Below are 19,725 nucleotides of genomic sequence, written 5' to 3'. Positions count from 1 at the left end.
TTATCATTTATGTTACTCTTTCTTCTTTTTTCTCTCAAAATAAACGCCACCAATAATCAATAAAAACATTCCAATAGAACTAAACAAAGCAATTGTACTTCCTGTTTTGACTACTTGTGGTTCAAACTTGAATTCGATAGTGTGTTTTCCTTTAGGGATTTCTAACCCACGAAGTGTATAATTCACTCGGTAAATTGGGGTTTCTTTCCCGTCAATAGTGGCTTTCCAGCCGTTTTTATAATAGATTTCAGAGAAGACTGCAAAGCCATAATTGCTATTATTGGAAGTATATTTTAAATGATTGGGTTTGTAAAAATCGAGTTTGATTGTGGCTAAACTGTCCTTCCTAAATGGTAAAGAAAGTTCAAAAGATTTTTCATTTTTATCTTTTAATCTAGACGCAACTTCTTTAGTATCCAATTTATCCATTGCTTTCATTTCTTCATCCGCAGAATTAACATACAGAATTTTTGAAACAAACCAAGCATTTCCATTCGCATCAGGATTTATAGTTGCAAATTCTTGTCCTTTTTCGTCGGTTTGAATAATGTATTTGATGTTCAACATATCCAAAACGTTTTTATTGTTTTTGGCAATTTGATAATCAAACAGTTGTTGCATTCTTTTTGGTTTTGCGGCATGATAACCACCAAGCGATTTATGGAAATAAGAAGCTCTAGCGCTACTCATGTTTCCTGCAACTTCAAAAACGCGGTAATGTGTCGTGTCTTGAAGAATTTGCAAATCGGTTTCGGTAGCTTGAAAGGGTTCGTTCATTTCCCGAGCACTAACAAAATCTTTGGCATTTACATAATTTTTGGCTACAAAAAATAAATCAGCCACCATAAATAAACCAATCAAAATAATGGTATTTCCTTGTGCTAATTTTCCTTTGATGTAAAACCAAAGCAATCCAAAAGCAACCAACATAAAGAAACCAGAACGCAATAAATCAGCTTTGTATAAACTTTCGCGGTCGAGTTTTAAAGCGTCCACAAAAGCAGTTCCCATTTCACGTCCATAAGCTTCGATATAATAGTTGTCATTAGCCGTCGTAAAATTGAACATTCCTTTGAATAAGAACAATATAACGATTATTCCAATAGAAGTTCCAGCCGTGTAAAGCAATGATTTTTTACGATTTTCTTCATTTTTGATAAACGATTGTAATCCCATAATGGCTAAAACCGGAACGCATAATTCTAAAATTACTTGTATGGAAGAAACCGCTCTAAATTTGTCATACATTGGAACATAATCAATGAAAAAGTTAGTCAAAGCTGGGAAATTTTTACCCCAAGAAAGAAGTAAAGAGAAAATCGCTCCAGCAACGAAAGCATATTTTATTTTTCGCTTGTCATTATATAAAGCTAAAATCACTAAGAAAAAAACAATTGAACCAATATATGCTGGCGCGGCAACTATCGGTTGATTTCCCCAATAAGTTGGAACGCTTTCGGCAAATTCTGCAGCTTCACTAGGCGATGCACCTTGATTGGAAATAAATTCATATAAATGACTGTCTGTTCCCACGTTTTCGGCATTGGAACCACCAAATAATCGTGGAGCAATCAGGTTGAAACTTTCTGCAATTCCGTAGCTATATTCCGTTATGTATTCTCGTGAAAGTGCATTATCGGTCGTGACTTTTGAACCATCTGGATTGAAAGTTAGCTCGTTTTTACTTCTCGTACTAAAATCCGCATATTCTTTGGTTGCCAGTAAGTTAGTGGCATTAGCACCAACAGCCAAAACTACTGCAACGGCAAATGTTCCAATGATTTTTGGTAATGCTTTTAATTCTTTTTCTTTAACTAATTTGTATAAGAAATAAACCGAAAACACCAGTAAAAACAACAACAGATAATAGGTCATCTGAAAGTGATTGGCATTGATTTCTAGCGCTACGGCAAGCATCGTTAAAATTCCACCATAAATAAAATGTTTTCTAAAAACCAATATAAATCCAGCAACTACTAATGGCATATAGGCAATAGCATGCGCTTTGGCATTATGTCCTACGCCTAGAATTATTATCAAATAGGTTGAAAATCCAAAAGCTAATGCACCAAAAAAGGCTTTCAATGGATCAGTACGGAAGACTAAGAGTAACGCATAAAATCCTAAAAAATAAAGGAATAAATAGTCAGCTGGACGAGGAAGAAAACGCAAAGCATCATCAAGCATTCCGACAAAATCATTTGGATAATAAGCACCTAATTGATAAGTTGGCATTCCGCCAAAAGCTGAGTTTGTCCAGTAAGGTTCGGCATTGTATTCGGCTCTAAAATCGTTTTGCTCTTTGGCCATTCCGGTATATTGAACAATATCCGATTGATAGATTTTTTTTCCTTGTAGAACCGGATAAAAATAGATTAATGCAATTAGTACAAAGCCAAATATGGCTGCTAAATGTGGATATAACTTTTGAAGTTGCTTCATTATAATGGGTGGGTGGCTTTTGGTTTATGGTTTATAGTTCAAACAGAACACTAAATTATTCTATTTCTTCAAAGTCTACATATTCACCAACTATTTTTTTTTCTTTTGGTTTTTCTGAAGTTGACGAGTGTGTATTGGTTTGGTTTTGATTTTGTTGCTGTTGTCGGAATTGCTCTGATGCTTTTTCGACAACTTTTTTAGCTATAACGGGTAAAAACAAACGAGCTAAGAACTTAAAAATATAGTAAAAAGCTAAGATGTATAGTATTGCTTTTAATAATCCGTTGAAAGATGCGGTTTCCATTGAATAAATAAATTTTTGTCAAAAATACTAAATTCTGTAATGTAAAAATCGCTTTGACTTCTTAAATAAATGATAAATTATAGTACTTTTGATAAACAATTCTGAAATAAAAAATTAAATTATGTTCCAAATAAAATCTCTTTTAATTGTTGGGTTTTTGATGACTTCAACTTTGCAATATGGGCAATATACTGATATCATTAATTCTAATAGACCAGGCAAATCGATGTCGGCATTTTCTGTAGGTAAAACAGTTATTCAAGCTGAAGGTGGTTTATATGGTATTAGCGAAGAACATGATTTACAACGTTATGAAGCCAACGGTTTTGGAACAGAATTGAGTGTGAGGTATGGTGCTTTTTTTGATCAATTTGAGTTTAACTTAGAAACACAATACCAGTATGATTGGTATGAAGCGCCGTTAATTAGTGATACTCGTGGTGGTTTTAAACAGTTTACTTTGGGAGCAAAATATTTGGTTTATGACCCTTTCCTAAAACTAAAAGACGATAAACCAAATTTATTAAGTTGGAAAGCCAATCACAAGTTCAGTTGGAAACAATTTATTCCTGCAGTGGCGGTTTATGGCGGATTTAATCTGAATTTAGGAACTAATCCCTACACTTTTGAAACCGATCCTGCTATTAGTCCGAAACTGATGATAATTACCCAAAATCATTTTGGTTCCAAATGGGTTTTTATTACCAATATTATTGCGGATAAATACATGACAGATTATCCAACCCTAGGATTAATTACCACTTTAACGAGAGGTTTTAATATGCGTTGGTCTGGTTTTGTGGAAATGCAGGCATACAAAAGCGATTTTTATGCCGATAATATTTTCCGTTTTGGTGCTGCTTATTTAGTTCGTGAAAACATCCAACTGGATGCTTCCATTTCCAAAAACATTAAAGATACTCCAGCATTACTATTTGGAGGTTTTGGTCTTTCTTGGCGTTTTGACAGTAATTATGAAACGAATTACAAACGAATTAAAAACGATAAAAAAGAGGATAAAAAGAACGATAAAAAGAAAGATAAAAAGAAAGATAAAAAATCTAAAGCGGACAAAGGAAAAAAACGCAAAGACGAAGTAGAATTAGAAAATCCAAAACCATAATGATTACCATAGTTGAAGCCAATACCAAAAAGTTACTCAAAGAATTTGTAAAATTTCCGTTTGCTTTATATAAGAATCATCCTTATTGGGTACCGCCTCTGATTAATGATGAGTTACAAACTTTTAATAAAGAAATAAATCCCGTTTTTAAATCGGCTGAGGCCTATTTTTATTTAGCATATCAAGACAATCAAATTGTTGGGAGAATAGCAGCAATTGTCAATTGGAATGAAGTCAATGACCAACAGAAAAGGAAAGTACGTTTTGGTTGGTGGGATATTATTGATGATATTGAAGTAACAAAAGCATTGCTAGAAAAAGTATATGAATTAGGCAGAAACAATAATTTAGAGCATGTAGAAGGACCGATGGGTTTTTCAAATCTAGATAAAGTAGGAGTAATGGTGGAAGGATTTGATGAAATTGGGTCTATGATAACTTGGTATAATTATCCATATTACGCTTCTCATTTAGAAAAGTTAGGTTATGTAAAGGAGAAAGAATTTCATGAAAATAAATTTCCTTTCTCCAATGTAAAAACAGAGTTTTTTTTAAAAGCAAATGAGTTAATCAAAAAAAGATATGAACTAAAGCCAATAAACTTCTCAAATACTAAAGACATAATGCCTTATGTAGATAAGATGTTTGATTTGTTTAATTCCAGTTATGCTTCGCTTGCCTCTTTTGTTGCAATCACTGATGTTCAAAAAGAATTTTTCAAGAAAAAATATATCCATTTTATCAATCCTGAATATATAAAGTTTGTGGAAGATAAAAACCAGAATATTGTTGCCTTCAGTATTGTCATGCCAAGTTTTTCTGAAGCATTACAAAAAGCTAATGGTAGCTTGTTTCCATTTGGTTTTTATCATTTGCTAAAAGCGAAAAAAGAAAGTAAGGATATGTTGTTCTATTTAATTGGTATTGATCCAATGTATCAGAGTAGAGGAGTTACTGCAATTGTTTTTAATGAGTATTATGAAACTTTTAAAGATAAAGGAATCAAAAATTGTTATAACACTCCTTATCTTGAAGATAATCATGCTATTATTAATATTTGGAAACACTTTGAACCAGTCGTTTTTAGAAAACGCAGAACGTATATAAAAAATTTATAACGATTTATCTTTATTTTTATTAATCGAAATAACGATACCAATAATTAACGATATCGCTATAAAGCCAAGAGAAACCCACTCAGGAAATTTATAGTAATGAACCAATAACATCTTAACACCAACAAAAGTTAGAATTGCAATCAAACTATATTCTAAATAACTAAATTTCTCTAGCATATTTGCCAAAAAGAAATACATAGATCGCAAACCCAGAATAGCAAAAATATTAGAACTAAAGACTAAAAATGGGTCAGAAGTAATAGCTAATATTGCTGGCACACTATCCAAAGCAAATAACATATCCATAACTTCAATAACTATTAACGCTACAAAAAGAGGAGTGGCAGCTGTGATGTGTTTTCTTTTTACAAAAAAATGTTCTCCTTCTATATGTGTTGTAATGGGTAATATTTTACGTAAATTTCTATACACAAATGATTTCTTAGGATTGAATTCTTCCTCTTCACCTTTTAACAACATTTTGACAGCGGTAAATAGTAAAAATGCACCAAATATATAAGTCATCCAACTAAACTTATTTATTAAAATCACGCCAAAGAAAATCATCAAACCTCGAAATGCAATGGCTCCAATAATTCCCCAAAACAAAACCCGATGCTGATATTTTTGTGGAATTTTGAAAGACGCAAATATCACAGCTATTATAAATATGTTGTCTATACTTAATGATAATTCAATTAAATAACCAGTAATAAATTTTAAAGTTGCCACCGAAGGAGAGACTCCTGTGGGATTGGATACATATCCATTACTATAAATCCAATTGATAACAAGAGAAAAAACAAAAGAAAGCGTTACCCAAATTCCCGTCCATATTCCGGCTTCTTTTGGTTTTATAATATGGGGGTTTTTATTGAATACGCCCAAATCTAATGCAAGAAAAAGGAAAATTGTAGCTAGAAAAATTATCCAAACAATCATGTTTTTAATTTTAAGGTACAAATATAGTGGATTAGATTTTCAAAGTATCATTTGAAATGATTTTACTGAATAAAAAACTATTCCATAAAAGTTGTTAACAAAAATTATTCATAATTTTTAAAAATACCCCTAAAAAAATAGGGTATGTCTTTTTTTAATTTATAAATAACTCTATATTTGCATCAAATTATTAGGGTATAACTATAAAAAATTAAATTTTATGTCAACTTTACGTTTCCAAGCATTAAAAGATGCTTCAGGTAGAAAACCTGTTAAATTTGAAGAAGCCGGAAAAAAATCAGCAATTTTTGGTTCCAATGTGTTTAACGACAAAGCGATGAAGCAGTTTCTAACTTCGGATGCTTATAAAGGTGTAAAAGATGCGGTGCAGCATGGAACTAAAATAGATAGAAAACTTGCCGATTATATCGCCATGGGAATGAAAGAATGGGCTGTTGCCAAAGGGGTAACACATTATACGCATTGGTTTCAACCGTTAACAGGAGCAACCGCTGAAAAACACGACGCTTTTTTTGAAACGTCTTACGATGGTTCTGATCCTGTTGAAAAATTTGGAGGTGGTCAATTAGTACAACAAGAACCAGATGCTTCTTCATTTCCAAATGGAGGAATCAGAAATACATTTGAAGCTCGTGGTTACACTGCTTGGGATCCAACCTCACCAGCGTTTATTTTTGGAACTACTTTATGTATTCCAACCGTTTTTATCTCTTATACTGGTGAAGCGTTAGATTATAAAACACCATTGTTGAGAGCTTTAAATGCCGTGGATGAAGCGGCAACCGATGTATGCAAATATTTTGATAAGAACGTTAAAAAAGTTACAGCAACGTTAGGTTGGGAACAAGAATACTTTTTGGTTGATTCTGCTTTGGCAAATTCTCGCCCAGATTTAATAATGACAGGGAGAACATTACTAGGACATACTTCTGCAAAAGGACAACAATTAGACGATCATTACTTTGGTTCCATTCCATCTCGTGCTTTAAGTTATATGAGAGAATTAGAAGAAGAATGTATGTTACTTGGAATTCCAGTAAAAACGCGTCATAACGAAGTAGCACCAAACCAATTTGAATTGGCTCCCATATTTGAAGAAACCAATCTGGCCGTTGACCATAATTCATTGTTGATGGATGTAATGTCAAAAGTGGGAGAGCGTCATGATTTCAAAGTATTGTTTCATGAAAAACCTTTTAAAGGCGTAAATGGTTCTGGAAAACACAATAACTGGTCGATGGCTACCGATACGGGTGTGAATTTACTTTCGCCAGGAAAAACGCCTATGAGTAACCTACAATTCTTATCGTTCTTTATCAATACCATCAAAGCAGTTCAAGAATATGAAGAATTGCTTCGTGCTGCCATTGCAACAGCAAGTAACGATCACAGGTTAGGAGCCAACGAAGCACCACCAGCCATAATTTCAGTATTTATTGGTGCACAATTAACCAAAGTTTTGGCAGAATTGGAAGGTGTAACTAAAGGAAAATTATCTCCAGAAGAAAAAACAGATTTAAAATTAAACGTCGTAGGTAAAATTCCAGACGTCATGTTGGACAATACGGATAGGAACAGAACGTCACCATTTGCCTTTACTGGAAACAAATTTGAGTTTAGGGCTGTAGGTTCTTCTGCAAACTGTGCCAATGCCATGACAACGTTGAATTCTATAGTTGCAAAACAATTAAAAGAGTTCAAAAAAGAAGTAGATGCTTTAATCGAAAAGAATGATTTAAAGAAAGATGAAGCTATTTTCAATGTGCTTAGAGAATACATCAAAGAAACTAAAAACATTCTTTTTGAAGGAGATGGTTATAGTGATGCGTGGGAAAAAGAAGCTAAAAAACGTGGATTGAGTAATCACAAAACTACTCCAGCCGCTTTGAAAGCTAAAATATCTAAAAAAGCATTGGAATTATTCAAAGATTTGAATGTTATGAACCATGTGGAAGTGGAAGCGCGTTATGAAATTGAATTAGAAGAATACACTAAGAAAATCCAAATTGAAGGAAGAGTTTTGGGTGATATCGCTCGCAATCATGTAATTCCAACCGCTATTCGTTACCAAAATACCTTGATTGAAAACGTTCGTGGATTAAAAGAAATTTTTGGTAAGGATTTTGAAAAAATTGCCAAAGAACAAATTTCTTTAATCAAAGAAATATCAAATCATATAGAAGGTATCAATACCAAAGTGGAAGAAATGACAGAAGCGCGTAAAAAAGCCAATGCATTAACCGATGCTCAAAAAATGGCCGAAATGTATTGCGATAAAGTAAAACCCTATTTTGAAGTGATTAGAGAACACTGCGATAAATTGGAATTACTAGTAGATGATGAAATTTGGACATTAACGAAGTATAGAGAGTTGTTGTTTACGAGATAGTTTTACAATAAAATTTAGAATTGCACCCGACACTTTTTGAAGTTGTCGGGTGTTTTTATAATAAAAAAGCCCTAATTTCGTTATCATTAAAATATTATATTGATGCTACCTAAAAGTGTTCTCTTCTTTTTTCTGTTAATTGTTAGCTCTATTTCAGCCCAAGAGCAATTTTCAGTTTATTTTGATAGCAATAAATTTGATTTGACTACAAAAGAAAAACAGAGTTTAAATAATTGGGTTTCTGCTAATAAGAATAACAAAATAGTTGCCATTCACGGTTTTACCGATGAAGTTGGGACAACGGGATTTAATGATACTTTAGCCCAAAAAAGAGTAGATTTTATTTTTCAAAATGTAAAAAATCAAATCAAAATTAGGGAAGATTTTAAAACAAGAAGTTTTGGCGAAAGTTTTAATCAGTCAGTCAATAAAGCCGAAAACAGGAAAGTTACCATCTTTTATATCCTTGAAAAAGATTTACCTCGAGAAGATGAAATTTTAGGAATTAAAAAGGTGGTAAAGGAGGAACAACCAAAACCCGAGATAGTTTACCCCGAAAAATTAGTATTTGAAAATCCCAATGGAACTAAATCAGAGTTCAAATTGGATCGAGTTTTTATGAAGACAATGGGTGAAGCAAAACCTGGTGAAAAACTAAAAATCGAAAACCTTAATTTTATCATCAATACCTTTGCTGTGGTGAATGAGTCTCGTGGAAAAATGTATGAACTTTTATTGGTTCTTCAAAGAAATCCTCAAATGAAAATCGAAATTCACGGACATTTATGTTGTATGCCAGTAGATAGAACTGATTTGTCAACCCAACGTGCCAAAGCTATTTATAATTTTTTGATACAAAATGAAATCGACAAAAGCCGATTGTCCTACAAAGGTTTTGGAAGCACACAACCCATTTATCCGTTGCCTGAAAAAAGCGAGGAAGAACGAGCTGCTAATCGCAGAGTTGAAATTTTAATTGTAGAGAATTAGGATGAACAGATGCATTTGTTTTTTACTGCTTTTACTGCCGGTATTTTGTTTTTCCCAAAAACAATTTGAAGTGTTCTTTGATTTCAACAAAGACTTTCCAAACCAAAGTTCTATTCTTAGCATTAACGAATGGATGGCTTCACATAAAAATATAGAAATCACTAAATTATTAGGATACTGCGATAGTATCGATACAAAGAATTACAACAAAAAATTAGCCGAAAGACGCATAGAAAGTGTTCGTAATTTATTAGAAAAAAGTGGATTGAAGTTTAATAAAAATCTTGAAAAAATAGCTTTTGGAAAAGATTTCAAACAATCAAAAATTCAAGCTGAGAATAGGAAAGTAACTATTTTTTATAATGAACAGCAAATAAAACCGATTGAAAGTGAACTTACTAAGCAAATCAGAAATTCTAAAGTAGGCGAAACTATAAAACTTCCTAACATTTATTTCTTTAACAATTCAGACCAAATTGTTGCCAAATCACAACCTACTTTATTCGACTTACTTACCGCAATGGAAGAGAATCCTGAATTGAAAATCGAAATACAAGGACATATTTGTTGTCAATTGGTTAGTGATATAAACGATGTTTCCACAGCAAGAGCCAAAACTATTTATTCTTACCTCATTAGAAATAAAATTGATAGTAAAAGAATGACTTTCAAAGGATATGGAACATCAAGACCCATCCATAAAATCCCGGAAAAAAACGAAACCGAAGCCGATGAAAACCGAAGAGTGGAAATTCTAATTGTAGAAAACTAACTATAAAAAATTCCAAATTCCAAATTCCAAATTCCAAATCAAATGGTATCTTTGTCAATCATTAACCCTGTCCCGAAATTTCGGGAGTCGAAGGGCAACTAACTACAAAAAATGAATTCTGATAACAGTCAACGGTATAATCTTCGAGGCGTTTCGGCATCTAAAGAAGAGGTACACAACGCCATCAAAAACATTGATAAAGGATTATTCCCAAAAGCTTTCTGCAAAATTGTTCCCGATTATTTGACCAACGATGACAGCTATTGCCTCATTATGCATGCTGATGGTGCAGGGACAAAATCGTCTTTGGCCTATATGTATTGGAAAGAAACCGGCGATATTTCAGTGTGGAAAGGCATTGCGCAAGATGCGTTGATTATGAATATTGACGATTTATTATGCGTTGGTGCCACCGATAATATTCTACTTTCTTCAACTATTGGAAGAAATAAAAATCTCATTCCAGCAGAAGTTATTTCAGCCATTATTAATGGAACTGAAGAGTTGATAGCCGAGTTGAAAACTTTTGGCGTAACCATTCATTCTACAGGTGGTGAAACTGCAGATGTAGGCGATTTGGTACGAACGATTATTGTAGATTCAACAGTCACTGCTCGAATGAAACGTAGCGATGTAATTGATAACGCCAATATTAGAGCTGGCGATGTGATTGTTGGTTTAGCTTCTTTCGGTCAAGCCAACTATGAAAAAGAGTATAATGGCGGTATGGGAAGCAACGGACTCACTTCGGCTCGACATGATGTTTTTGCCAACTATTTAGCTACTCAATATCCTGAAAGTTTTGATGCTTCTGTCCCTAATGATTTGGTCTATTCGGGAAGTCTAAAACTAACTGATAGGGTAGAAAATGCTCCAATTGACGCTGGGAAATTAGTGTTGTCTCCAACAAGAACCTATGCTCCAATTATAAAAAAAATATTAGAAAAATATACTCCAAGCGAAATTCATGGCATGGTACATTGCTCTGGCGGTGCACAAACCAAAGTGTTGCATTTCGTTGATAATGTGCATGTGATTAAAGATAACTTATTTCCAATTCCCCCGTTATTCAAATTAATACAAGAACAATCCGCAACTGATTGGAAAGAAATGTACCAAGTGTTTAATTGCGGTCACCGCATGGAATTGTATGTGTCAAATGAAATCGCTCAGGACATCATCGAAATCTCAAAATCTTTTGGAGTTGACGCTCAAATTGTGGGTAGAGTAGAAACTATAGATTCTGATATGCATCAGAATAAAACAAAAAAACTCACTATTGAAAGTGAGTTTGGGAAGTTTGAATATTAATTAAAATTTTTTCTCAATTCTATTATCGTTTGATTAGGTCCATCTAAATTGACAAAACCTCTTCGTGGACGGTCTAAATCATAGGTAAATAATATTACTAACGAAACTAACAAACAGAACCCTGTTTGGACTAACCAATCAATTTTACCTTTTCTCCCTTCGGAATAGCCACTATAAAAAGCGGTAATTAGCGCCAGTAGAAACAGCATTATCAAAATACTTTCGGGAACTTTTGCTCTTTCTCCAGCAAGACGTGATGTGGTTACATCTATCATCGTATTTAAGGCAGGAATCATTTGTTGCGTGGCAGCAAGATTGGCTGGGTTTTTGGATAAGTCAATTGCTCGTTTCCATAGTCTTGCCGATATTGCTTGAGATAAACTATCGGCTTTTAGAATTCCTTTTACATCTGGTCCAACTTCATAATATTGAATTCTAGCTTCTACATACTCTTTGAAATCTTTTCGAAATAATGTTCTTTCAGTATCGGGATATAAATCACTACGTAATATGGCTGTGCCAATGTCATTTGCCTCTTCCACTATAATTGTTCTACGGGAATCATAACGACTGCCACTCATGCCAAATGTAAATGCCAAAAGGAAAAATAGCAAACCAATAAGTCCAGAAGTTTCAGTTAAATTCTTTTCTGATTTGTTGTTCAACCGAATTTTATTTCCAATTTTTTTACCAATCAAAGTTGCAATAATCATCAATATAAATAGAACTAAGGCGATTACCCATGCTTCTATTTGGAACAATAAATCTGTTTTCATATGTTGTAATGTATTTATAAAAGTAAATATAATGAAAACTTATTTATCAATGACGTAACTTTACCAACTTGGTGTAATAAACTAGAATCTTCAAATTTAACAGTGAAAAAATGAAAATAAATCCTAAAAATGGAGTTGATAAATTGCTTTTTGGCATGAAACAAAACCATGTTGAAGCTATTTATGGTAAACCAACTAAACAGTTTGTAGACGATGATGGAAATAGTATTTATTTGTACTATAATGAAAAGTTACGACTAACGTTTTACGAAGATGAAGCGTTTCGGTTGGGATATATTATTACTTCTAATACCGAAGCAACGCTTTTGGACAAAAAAGTTATTGGAAAAAATGTAGCCGATTTAAAAAGCGAATTGCCTTTTACATCTTGGGAACAAGAAGATTTTGACAGCACCGAAAATCACTTCAACGAAAGCAATTGGTTAATTCTTCAATCGGAATTTGGTATAATCATTAGAGTAGAAATTGGTGCTATTATTAAAGACAATGATGAGTTTGATTGGAAGTTTAAGGGTTAGTGTTCAGTATTCAGAGATTAGTGTTCAGTCAAACAAAATTAAACTTCATAAATACGATAGACTTTTTAAACTATTTCCGCGCTTAAACCAGCTTCTAATAACTGTGTACATTGCGGTTTCAATTCATCAAAACTTCCTGTTTTTACCGTACATTTTCCTTTATAGTGAACTAAAATCGCGCATTGTTCCGCTTGTTCCGACGTATGATTACAAACCCGAATTAACGTATCAATAACATGATCAAACGTATTGACATCATCATTATACAGTACAATTTCGTTATTGATTCCTACTTGTTCTTCAACTAAAATGTCTTCCTGTACTTTTTCTATAGTGCTCATTTTCATTCCTTTTACTTATTGTAAAATTTCAGTTGCTAATTTACATATTTCAAAGAAACCCAATTGTTTCTTTCGAATTTTTTAACAAAAGTCAATCCTTTTTCTGTACAAGAGGCATCAATAAAAGGAATGTCTTCAGTATAAAATCCACTTAATAATAGAATACCATCTTTTTTCAAACTATCTACGTATTGTTGCATATCGTTCAACAAAATATTGCGATTAATGTTGGCAATGATTACATCGTAATTTTTGTCTTTTAACAAATTTGCATCACCTTCATATACTGTTATTTCGTGACAATTATTGCGTTGGGCATTTTCGATGGAATTTAAATAACACCAGTTGTCAATATCAATGGCATCGATGGGTTTGGCTCCTTTCATTTCAGCAAGGATGGCAAGAATTGCAGTACCACAACCCATATCGAGTGTCTTTAAATTGGTTACATCAGTTTCTAAAAGATGTTGAATCATCATGTGAGTCGTTTCATGATGACCCGTTCCAAAACTCATTTTGGGTTCGATCACGATATCAAATTCAGCATTTGTTTTAGGATGAAATGGTGCACGAACATGGCATTTTCCATCCACATCTATAGGTTCAAAGTTTTTTTCCCATTCTTCATTCCAATTGACTTGTTCTATTTCTTCAACAATGAAAGAAATAGTAAATTCAGGTGAGGATAAAAGATAAATATCGTTTAGAATATCTTCAGTCCTAAGCTCTTTTTGAATATAAGCACTAAACCCATTATCAGTTTCAATAAAACTTTCAAACGGTTTTTCACCCAGCTCAGCAATAAGAATTTCTGAACCAAGTTCTTTGGGTTCTACTGAAAAATGATAAGCTAAATAAATAGTTGACATCGATTATTTTTTTTTTTACTTCGTACTGTTCAACCTAAAGGTCTTGGGTGCAAAGGTAACAATCGAAAGACTTAGTATAAAGTATTTTCCAAAAGAAATTAATCTTTAATTTCTTGGGATTTCAAACTTGCATTTGGAAGTTCATCTGGTGCAACATTGAAAATCATTAATTTTTGATATCGTTTATTGTTTGCATCATAAAGATAGGTAATGGTGTTTTCTTTAGGATTATAGGTAAGTTTAGCTCTCATGAATTTAGATTTTATTGACCATGAACCTTCATCATCACTGTCTTTCGAATAATTATATATTGAGCCATGGTGTAATCTGCTTTGCCCATTGTCAATCATTGATATTACGATATAACCATTAGTTTTTGAGCCAATTTCTCGAATGTCAATAACTGAATTTTCATATTCAGTTTCCAGTAATTCATATTTATCATGATCGGCATTCCATACATAGTATTTTCTGGAGTCCGATTGGAAACGTTTTTGGATATCAATTTGGGCTTCTATATTCCAATTCAATATAAATAATATGATTAATGTAAATTTTGTTTTCATTTGATTTTTTCGACATTTATTATTGGTAAAAATAAAAATAAAAATCGTTTAAAAGCAAATAAAATCGATAAAATTCATAAAATTTAATATTTATACAAAAAAACTTTCAAATTAATAAAAGTTTTTTACATTGAATTTTTCTTAAATTGATTTTACGATAGCAGCAAAATCATCAGCTTTGAGAGCAGCACCGCCAATCAAACCTCCATCAACATCAGGTTTTGAGAAGATTTCTTTGGCATTATCAGGTTTAACACTACCTCCATATAAAATGGAAACTTCTTCAGCAATAGCACTTCCAAACCTTTTTCTAATAGTTTCTCTAATAAATTCATGCATTTCTTGTGCTTGTTCCGGCGAAGCAGTTTCCCCTGTTCCAATAGCCCAAACAGGTTCATAAGCCAAAACTATTTGTTCCCAATCTTTGTTTTCAAGATGAAATAAACCATCTCGCAATTGATTCTCTACTACGTTAAAATGTTGTTTGTTCTGTCTGTCTTTTAATTCTTCACCAAAGCAAAAGATAACAGTCATATCATGTTGTAAAGCTGTAGTAACCTTTTGGGCTAAAATGGTATCTGTTTCATGAAAATAAGCACGACGTTCCGAATGTCCAAGGATTACAATATTTATACCTATGCTTTTTAACATATCTGCCGAAATTTCTCCAGTAAAAGCACCGCTTTCATTTTGATGCATATTTTGAGCTGCAACTCCAATGTTAGTAAATTCTAAATGATCAACCGCAGAAGCTAGGTTTACAAAAGTTGGTGCAACAATAATTTGTGCTTCTATATCATTGGGTAATTGATCAATCAATTCATTTAACAAATCTTCCGTTTCTTCTGCATTTTTATGCATTTTCCAATTTCCAGCAACAATCTTTTGTCTCATTATTGTAAGTTTTTTAATTGCTCATTAATTTGTTCGAAATCTGTTTCAATAGCACGATAAGTTACAATTTTCCCATCTTTATCTAAAATAATATATCTGGGTATCCAATCTAAATCTATTGATTTTCCAAATTCTCCTTTCATCATTTTTTCATCATTTACCCAATAATGGTCTCCATTTAATTCGTGTTTTTCTATTCCAGCTAGCCATTTGTCAAAGGACTTATCCATAGAAATAAAAACATAGTCAACCTTTGGATTATTGGCTTGCATTTCTTTCACTTTTGGCATTGCCTTTACACAATCACTACACCATGAAGCCCAAATTTCAATTACGGTTACTTTTCCCTGGTGTTTTTTTACTACTTCTTTAAATGTGATTTCAGTATTTTCTGCAGTAGTCATTTTTTTGGAAAAGCTATCTTTTGAAAACTCTTTTTTTTGTGCATTAGTACATCCAAAGCTAGTAATAACAACTATTATAAGCAGGTATATTTTATTCATTTTTATTGGAATTTAAATATTTAAAAATTATGAATTTTTATTTTTGGTTGAGTCTTTTAAGTAAGATAATCTATGATTTTTTCTTCTTCGTTGGCGTCTTTCTTTTTTCTTTTTACTATCATAAATGTATTTTAAAATCAAAAAAACACCTAAAACCGATAAAAATACTAATAAACTCCCAATCAAAATGTAAATTGTATTGCCAAGTGGTGGATCTTCCATTGTAGATATATAATTCAGAATGTAATAGCCAATAAAAAAAACTATACCACACAATCCTATTCCTATAAGCCCTCTTTGATTTAAACTTTTCGACATTACATATTTAATCATAATAAACAGTTTTTTTAATAAATGTAGTTAATAAAATTATTTTTTTAGTTCAGAATATGGTTTGTTAATTAATTTTTGAAAATCTTTGACATCAAATTTATTCGAATTAATACCATCATAATATTTAAGTTCATTGCCATTCCAAAGATATTTTACACCAGGTGTATCTCTTTTTGAGCCAAGAACATTCCAAAAAGGGATGACTTCAATTATTTTGTAAGGATATTCAGCTCCGGCTTCTTTAAAAAAGTCTGGAATTAAATCGGCTTCTTCATTCATGAAAATAATGGAAATCTCAGGAAAGTCATTGGTAGTTTTTCTTAATTCGGTTAATTCTTTTGCAGCAACACGACAGTGGTCACATCCAGGAACAAAGAAACACAGTGTCTTTCTACCTTTATCAATAGATGAAAAATATTGAGCATAACCCGATTTCTTTTTTACGGGTTCGTTAGTCTCCACTTTAACAACCTCTTTGATAGCGTCAACTTTTACAACGGTTTCTTTTGATATAACTGCAGTAGTTGTATCAATGGTGGCTTCTTGAATGGTTTCTGAAATAGTTTCTTCAGGTGATGAAACGGTAAAGTTGCTTTCAATGGGTTGTATTGGAGCAATCATAAACAACAATAAAATAGAGGCAAAAGTGACTGTTGTTAATACCCAAAAGTTATCTTTTCTTTCGGAAGTTTTTGGTATAATTATAAATAACCAACCCAATAAAATCATGGCTATTACATTTTTGATGATTGCTTCAATGGGAGTCATAGGTAGCAAACTTCCAAAACAACCACAGTTTCCTGAGTTACCACCATTTTGAATGGTTTCAATCGTTAAATGAGTTGTGAAAACTACTAATATTATTATTGTGGAAGGAATAACAATGCTTCGTAAAAAGTTTTTTTGCAATATCAATATTCCTAAAGCCAATTCAATTCCGATAAGAATTCTCGAAAAATAAGGAGCAAAACTTTCACTGAACCCCATTGGATACAACTGTTTTACCTCAAATGTTGATATTGCAAAATAGGGTGAAGGATACAATTTGGCGACAGCCGAAAGCAAAAAAAGAAACGAAATTACGATTCTAATTCCCCAAGCGATGTTGTTTTTTGATGTTCTCATAGTTTGTTTTTGTCTCAACCTCTGCGATCCCGGAGTTTCAGGAGAAGGGTTACTGTCCAAATTTCATTAAAATTAAAGCAAAAACGGCATAATTTATCATGTCTTGATAATTGGCTTCAATGCCTTCTGAAACCAAAGTTTTTCCTTTGTTATCTTCAATTTGCTTTACACGAAGTAACTTTTGTAATATTAAATCAGTCAAAGAACTGACACGCATATCGCGCCAAGCTTCGCCATAATCATGATTTTTATCTTCCATTAATGACTTGGTTATTTTAACTTTAGCATCATAAAGTTCAGTGGCTTTGGCAACATCTAAATCGGGTTGTTCAACAACACCCAAATCCAATTGGATTAAAGCCATGATGGAATAATTGATTATCCCTATAAATTCGCCAGTTTCATCTTCATCTACTTTGCGAGTTTCGTTTTGTTGTAAACTTCGAATGCGTTGGGCTTTGATGAAAATTTGGTCGGTTAATGAAGGTAATCTCAAGATTCTCCAAGCACTTCCATAATCTTTCATTTTATTGGTGTAAAGTTCTCGGCAAATTGCGATTACCTTATCATATTCTTGAGAAGTTTTACTCATTTCAGTTTATCTTTGTATCAAATTTTTTACTGTATACATTTCAACCCACAGGTGTCGCGTCAAAAGTAAAGAATAAAGATTGAAGTACAAAGTACAAAATCTTATAACTATCTTAAAATAATAATGACTATAAACTGTCTCGGAAAACTAATTGATTTATCTGTTCCTAAAGTCATGGGGATATTAAACGTTACTCCCAATTCTTTTTATGATGGAGGCAAATATTCTGATGAAAAAAGTATGCTTTTCCAAGTGGAAAAAATGCTTTCTGAAGGTGCTACTTTTATTGATATTGGCGCGTATTCAAGCAAACCAAGTGCAGAATTTGTTTCAGAAGAAGAAGAAATCACTCGTTTACTTCCAATAATTGATTTAGTTTTAAAAAATTACCCCGATACATTAATCTCTGTCGATACTTTTCGTGCCAATGTGGCGAAGGTAGCAATTGAAAATGGCGCTTGTATCATTAATGATATTGCAGCAGGTAGTTTGGACAAAAAAATGATGCAAACAGTTGCTAAACTTCAAGTGCCTTATATTATGATGCACATGAAAGGCAACCCTCAAACGATGCAAAGTTTGGCACAGTATGAAAATGTAGTCAAAGAAATGTTGTTTTATTTTTCCGAAAAAGTTTCACAAGCACGAAGTTTTGGGATAAATGATCTAATTATTGATCCAGGATTTGGATTTGCAAAAACAGTGGAGCAAAATTTTGAGGTTATGAATAATTTAGAATTATTTCAAATGTTAGAATTACCGCTATTGGTTGGCGTTTCCAGAAAATCAATGATTTATAAAACTCTTGGAACTTCTGCTGAACAAGCATTAAATGGCACTTCGGTTTTAAATACCATTGCGCTACAAAAAGGAGCTAATATCCTGAGAGTGCATGATGTAAAAGAAGCTATGGAATGTATAAAATTAGTATCCCAATTATGAAAAAAATAATAGTTGCTTTATTTCTGATTTCATTATTTTCTTGTGGTAAAAAAGAAATTCAATTGCCACAATTGAACGAAACAATAGTGGTAGATGTCAAAGATCATTCGCCGATTTATATGTTTTTTGAAACTAATGGAAAAGACACTTTGATTGATGTGAACCGAAGCAATTCGATTAGTTCAACCAATTGGTTGTTTAATATCGACAAGCGATTGCCATTGAAATTAGTAATTCCTGAAATTCAGAAACTACAGGTCAAAAAAGAGAAAAGTTCACATAAAAAAGAAGGTTCTGAAAACTATTTTACTTATATGGATAGCAAAAAGAAGACGTTGGCTTTTCTATCGTTTACAAATGTGACTTATACCTTAAAGAATTATAATAATGGTATTTCAGTTTTCTTTACAAAAAGAAATAAAATATTTGTAAATAACATTCTTGTTGATAAAAAAGATTTAGAAAGCTATTTAAATAACTTGAATAACACATATCAAGAAATAGCTTTTGGTTTTGATAAAAACTTATCTTTTCAAGATTATATTATTGCAAAAAATGTCGCTAATGATTTAGAAATAAAATTTATTACTTTTAAAGAGTATATTTATTAGTTTCAACTGCCAACTAAAAACTGTTTACTGAACACTTCGAATCACTGATGATGGTAGGGTTCATTTCTCAAAATAGTAAATCCACGATACAACTGCTCAATAAAAAATAAACGTACCATTTGGTGTGAAAAAGTCATTTCGGAGAGTGAAACTTTTCCTTGTGATTTTTTATAAACTTCTTCGCTAAATCCGTATGGACCACCAATTACAAAAACTAAGGTC

At 32.4% G+C, this 19,725-nt stretch carries 22 protein-coding genes; 9 read left to right on the top strand and 13 right to left on the bottom strand.

Annotated elements, in window-relative coordinates; all coding sequences use genetic code 11:
* Positions 1 to 12 precede the first annotated feature (12 nt).
* Positions 13 to 2,442, bottom strand: coding sequence for a YfhO family protein (locus tag ACK5ON_RS08960; protein WP_409821790.1), 2,430 nt, complete (start codon positions 2,440 to 2,442; stop codon positions 13 to 15).
* A gap of 55 nt (positions 2,443 to 2,497) precedes the next feature.
* Entirely contained in the window at positions 2,498 to 2,746 is a 249-nt protein-coding gene (locus ACK5ON_RS08955; RefSeq protein ID WP_409821788.1) for a DUF4834 domain-containing protein, read from the bottom strand.
* A 121-nt stretch (positions 2,747 to 2,867) separates the two neighbouring features.
* On the opposite strand from ACK5ON_RS08955, the gene ACK5ON_RS08950 reads away from it, so the two are divergent.
* A complete protein-coding gene (locus tag ACK5ON_RS08950; protein WP_409821786.1) occupies positions 2,868 to 3,869 on the top strand; it encodes a transporter in 1,002 nt (333 codons plus the stop codon).
* Positions 3,869 to 4,987, top strand: coding sequence for a GTP cyclohydrolase (locus ACK5ON_RS08945; RefSeq protein ID WP_409821785.1), 1,119 nt, complete (start codon positions 3,869 to 3,871; stop codon positions 4,985 to 4,987). Before ACK5ON_RS08950 ends, ACK5ON_RS08945 begins: the two co-directional genes overlap by 1 nt.
* On the opposite strand, the gene ACK5ON_RS08940 is transcribed toward ACK5ON_RS08945, so the two are convergent.
* Positions 4,982 to 5,929, bottom strand: a complete 948-nt coding sequence (locus ACK5ON_RS08940) for a TerC family protein (RefSeq protein ID WP_409821783.1) — start codon at positions 5,927 to 5,929, stop codon at positions 4,982 to 4,984. The genes ACK5ON_RS08945 and ACK5ON_RS08940 overlap by 6 nt on opposite strands.
* Before the next feature lie 220 nt (positions 5,930 to 6,149).
* Here ACK5ON_RS08940 and ACK5ON_RS08935 point away from each other — a divergent pair, with 220 nt between their 5' ends.
* The 4 genes from ACK5ON_RS08935 (at position 6,150) to ACK5ON_RS08920 (ending at position 11,412) form a co-directional block, all read left to right on the top strand.
* Entirely contained in the window at positions 6,150 to 8,339 is a 2,190-nt protein-coding gene (locus tag ACK5ON_RS08935; RefSeq protein WP_409821781.1) for a glutamine synthetase III, read from the top strand.
* Positions 8,340 to 8,441: 102 nt separating this feature from the next.
* A complete protein-coding gene (locus ACK5ON_RS08930) occupies positions 8,442 to 9,329 on the top strand; it encodes an OmpA family protein (protein ID WP_409821779.1) in 888 nt (295 codons plus the stop codon).
* Between the two features lie 70 nt (positions 9,330 to 9,399).
* Complete coding sequence (locus ACK5ON_RS08925) at positions 9,400 to 10,101, top strand: OmpA family protein (protein WP_409821777.1); 702 nt, start codon at positions 9,400 to 9,402, stop codon at positions 10,099 to 10,101.
* Positions 10,102 to 10,212: 111 nt separating this feature from the next.
* The gene (locus ACK5ON_RS08920) at positions 10,213 to 11,412 is read left to right on the top strand and encodes an AIR synthase related protein (protein ID WP_409821775.1); all 1,200 of its coding nucleotides are present in this window, start codon (positions 10,213 to 10,215) and stop codon (positions 11,410 to 11,412) included.
* Here the strand turns inward: ACK5ON_RS08920 and ACK5ON_RS08915 are convergent.
* On the bottom strand, positions 11,409 to 12,188 hold the full coding sequence (locus tag ACK5ON_RS08915) for a hypothetical protein (protein ID WP_409821773.1): 780 nt from the start codon (positions 12,186 to 12,188) through the stop codon (positions 11,409 to 11,411). The genes ACK5ON_RS08920 and ACK5ON_RS08915 overlap by 4 nt on opposite strands.
* A 110-nt stretch (positions 12,189 to 12,298) precedes the next feature.
* On the opposite strand from ACK5ON_RS08915, the gene ACK5ON_RS08910 reads away from it, so the two are divergent.
* Positions 12,299 to 12,727 (top strand): hypothetical protein, encoded by a 429-nt coding sequence (locus ACK5ON_RS08910; protein WP_409821771.1) that lies wholly within the window; start codon positions 12,299 to 12,301, stop codon positions 12,725 to 12,727.
* Between the two features lie 65 nt (positions 12,728 to 12,792).
* Here the strand turns inward: ACK5ON_RS08910 and ACK5ON_RS08905 are convergent, their stop codons facing one another.
* The 8 genes from ACK5ON_RS08905 to ACK5ON_RS08870 form a co-directional block, all read right to left on the bottom strand.
* On the bottom strand, positions 12,793 to 13,068 hold the full coding sequence (locus tag ACK5ON_RS08905) for an ATP-dependent Clp protease adaptor ClpS (RefSeq protein ID WP_409821769.1): 276 nt from the start codon (positions 13,066 to 13,068) through the stop codon (positions 12,793 to 12,795).
* Positions 13,069 to 13,103: 35 nt separating this feature from the next.
* Complete coding sequence (prmA, locus tag ACK5ON_RS08900) at positions 13,104 to 13,937, bottom strand: 50S ribosomal protein L11 methyltransferase (RefSeq protein ID WP_409821767.1); 834 nt, start codon at positions 13,935 to 13,937, stop codon at positions 13,104 to 13,106.
* Positions 13,938 to 14,035: 98 nt separating this feature from the next.
* Positions 14,036 to 14,503, bottom strand: a complete 468-nt coding sequence (locus ACK5ON_RS08895; RefSeq protein ID WP_396174706.1) for a hypothetical protein — start codon at positions 14,501 to 14,503, stop codon at positions 14,036 to 14,038.
* Between the two features lie 141 nt (positions 14,504 to 14,644).
* Positions 14,645 to 15,397 (bottom strand): triose-phosphate isomerase, encoded by a 753-nt coding sequence (gene tpiA, locus ACK5ON_RS08890; protein WP_409821765.1) that lies wholly within the window; start codon positions 15,395 to 15,397, stop codon positions 14,645 to 14,647.
* Positions 15,397 to 15,900, bottom strand: coding sequence for a TlpA family protein disulfide reductase (locus ACK5ON_RS08885; RefSeq protein ID WP_409821763.1), 504 nt, complete (start codon positions 15,898 to 15,900; stop codon positions 15,397 to 15,399). Before ACK5ON_RS08885 ends, tpiA begins: the two co-directional genes overlap by 1 nt.
* Positions 15,901 to 15,927: 27 nt before the next feature.
* A complete protein-coding gene (locus ACK5ON_RS08880; RefSeq protein WP_409821761.1) occupies positions 15,928 to 16,233 on the bottom strand; it encodes a hypothetical protein in 306 nt (101 codons plus the stop codon).
* Positions 16,234 to 16,269: 36 nt separating this feature from the next.
* A complete protein-coding gene (locus ACK5ON_RS08875) occupies positions 16,270 to 17,358 on the bottom strand; it encodes a MauE/DoxX family redox-associated membrane protein (RefSeq protein WP_409821760.1) in 1,089 nt (362 codons plus the stop codon).
* Between the two features lie 49 nt (positions 17,359 to 17,407).
* Positions 17,408 to 17,950 carry a DUF1599 domain-containing protein gene (locus ACK5ON_RS08870; RefSeq protein ID WP_409821758.1) on the bottom strand — a complete coding sequence of 181 codons (543 nt, stop codon included), beginning with the start codon at positions 17,948 to 17,950 and terminating at the stop codon, positions 17,408 to 17,410.
* 123 nt (positions 17,951 to 18,073) lie between these two features.
* Between ACK5ON_RS08870 and folP the strand changes: the two genes are divergently transcribed.
* A complete protein-coding gene (gene folP / locus ACK5ON_RS08865; protein WP_409821756.1) occupies positions 18,074 to 18,892 on the top strand; it encodes a dihydropteroate synthase in 819 nt (272 codons plus the stop codon).
* Entirely contained in the window at positions 18,889 to 19,503 is a 615-nt protein-coding gene (locus tag ACK5ON_RS08860) for a hypothetical protein (RefSeq protein WP_409821754.1), read from the top strand. Before folP ends, ACK5ON_RS08860 begins: the two co-directional genes overlap by 4 nt.
* 41 nt (positions 19,504 to 19,544) lie before the next feature.
* Here the strand turns inward: ACK5ON_RS08860 and ACK5ON_RS08855 are convergent.
* The coding region (locus tag ACK5ON_RS08855) for a 23S rRNA (pseudouridine(1915)-N(3))-methyltransferase RlmH (protein WP_409821752.1) at positions 19,545 to 19,725 on the bottom strand (181 nt) is incomplete at its 5' end.

It is taken from the genome of Flavobacterium sp. (assembly GCF_046317795.1).
Lineage (GTDB): Bacteria > Bacteroidota > Bacteroidia > Flavobacteriales > Flavobacteriaceae > Flavobacterium.
Note: the sequence above shows the minus strand (reverse complement) of the source record. Positions and strands in the feature narration are given on the sequence as shown.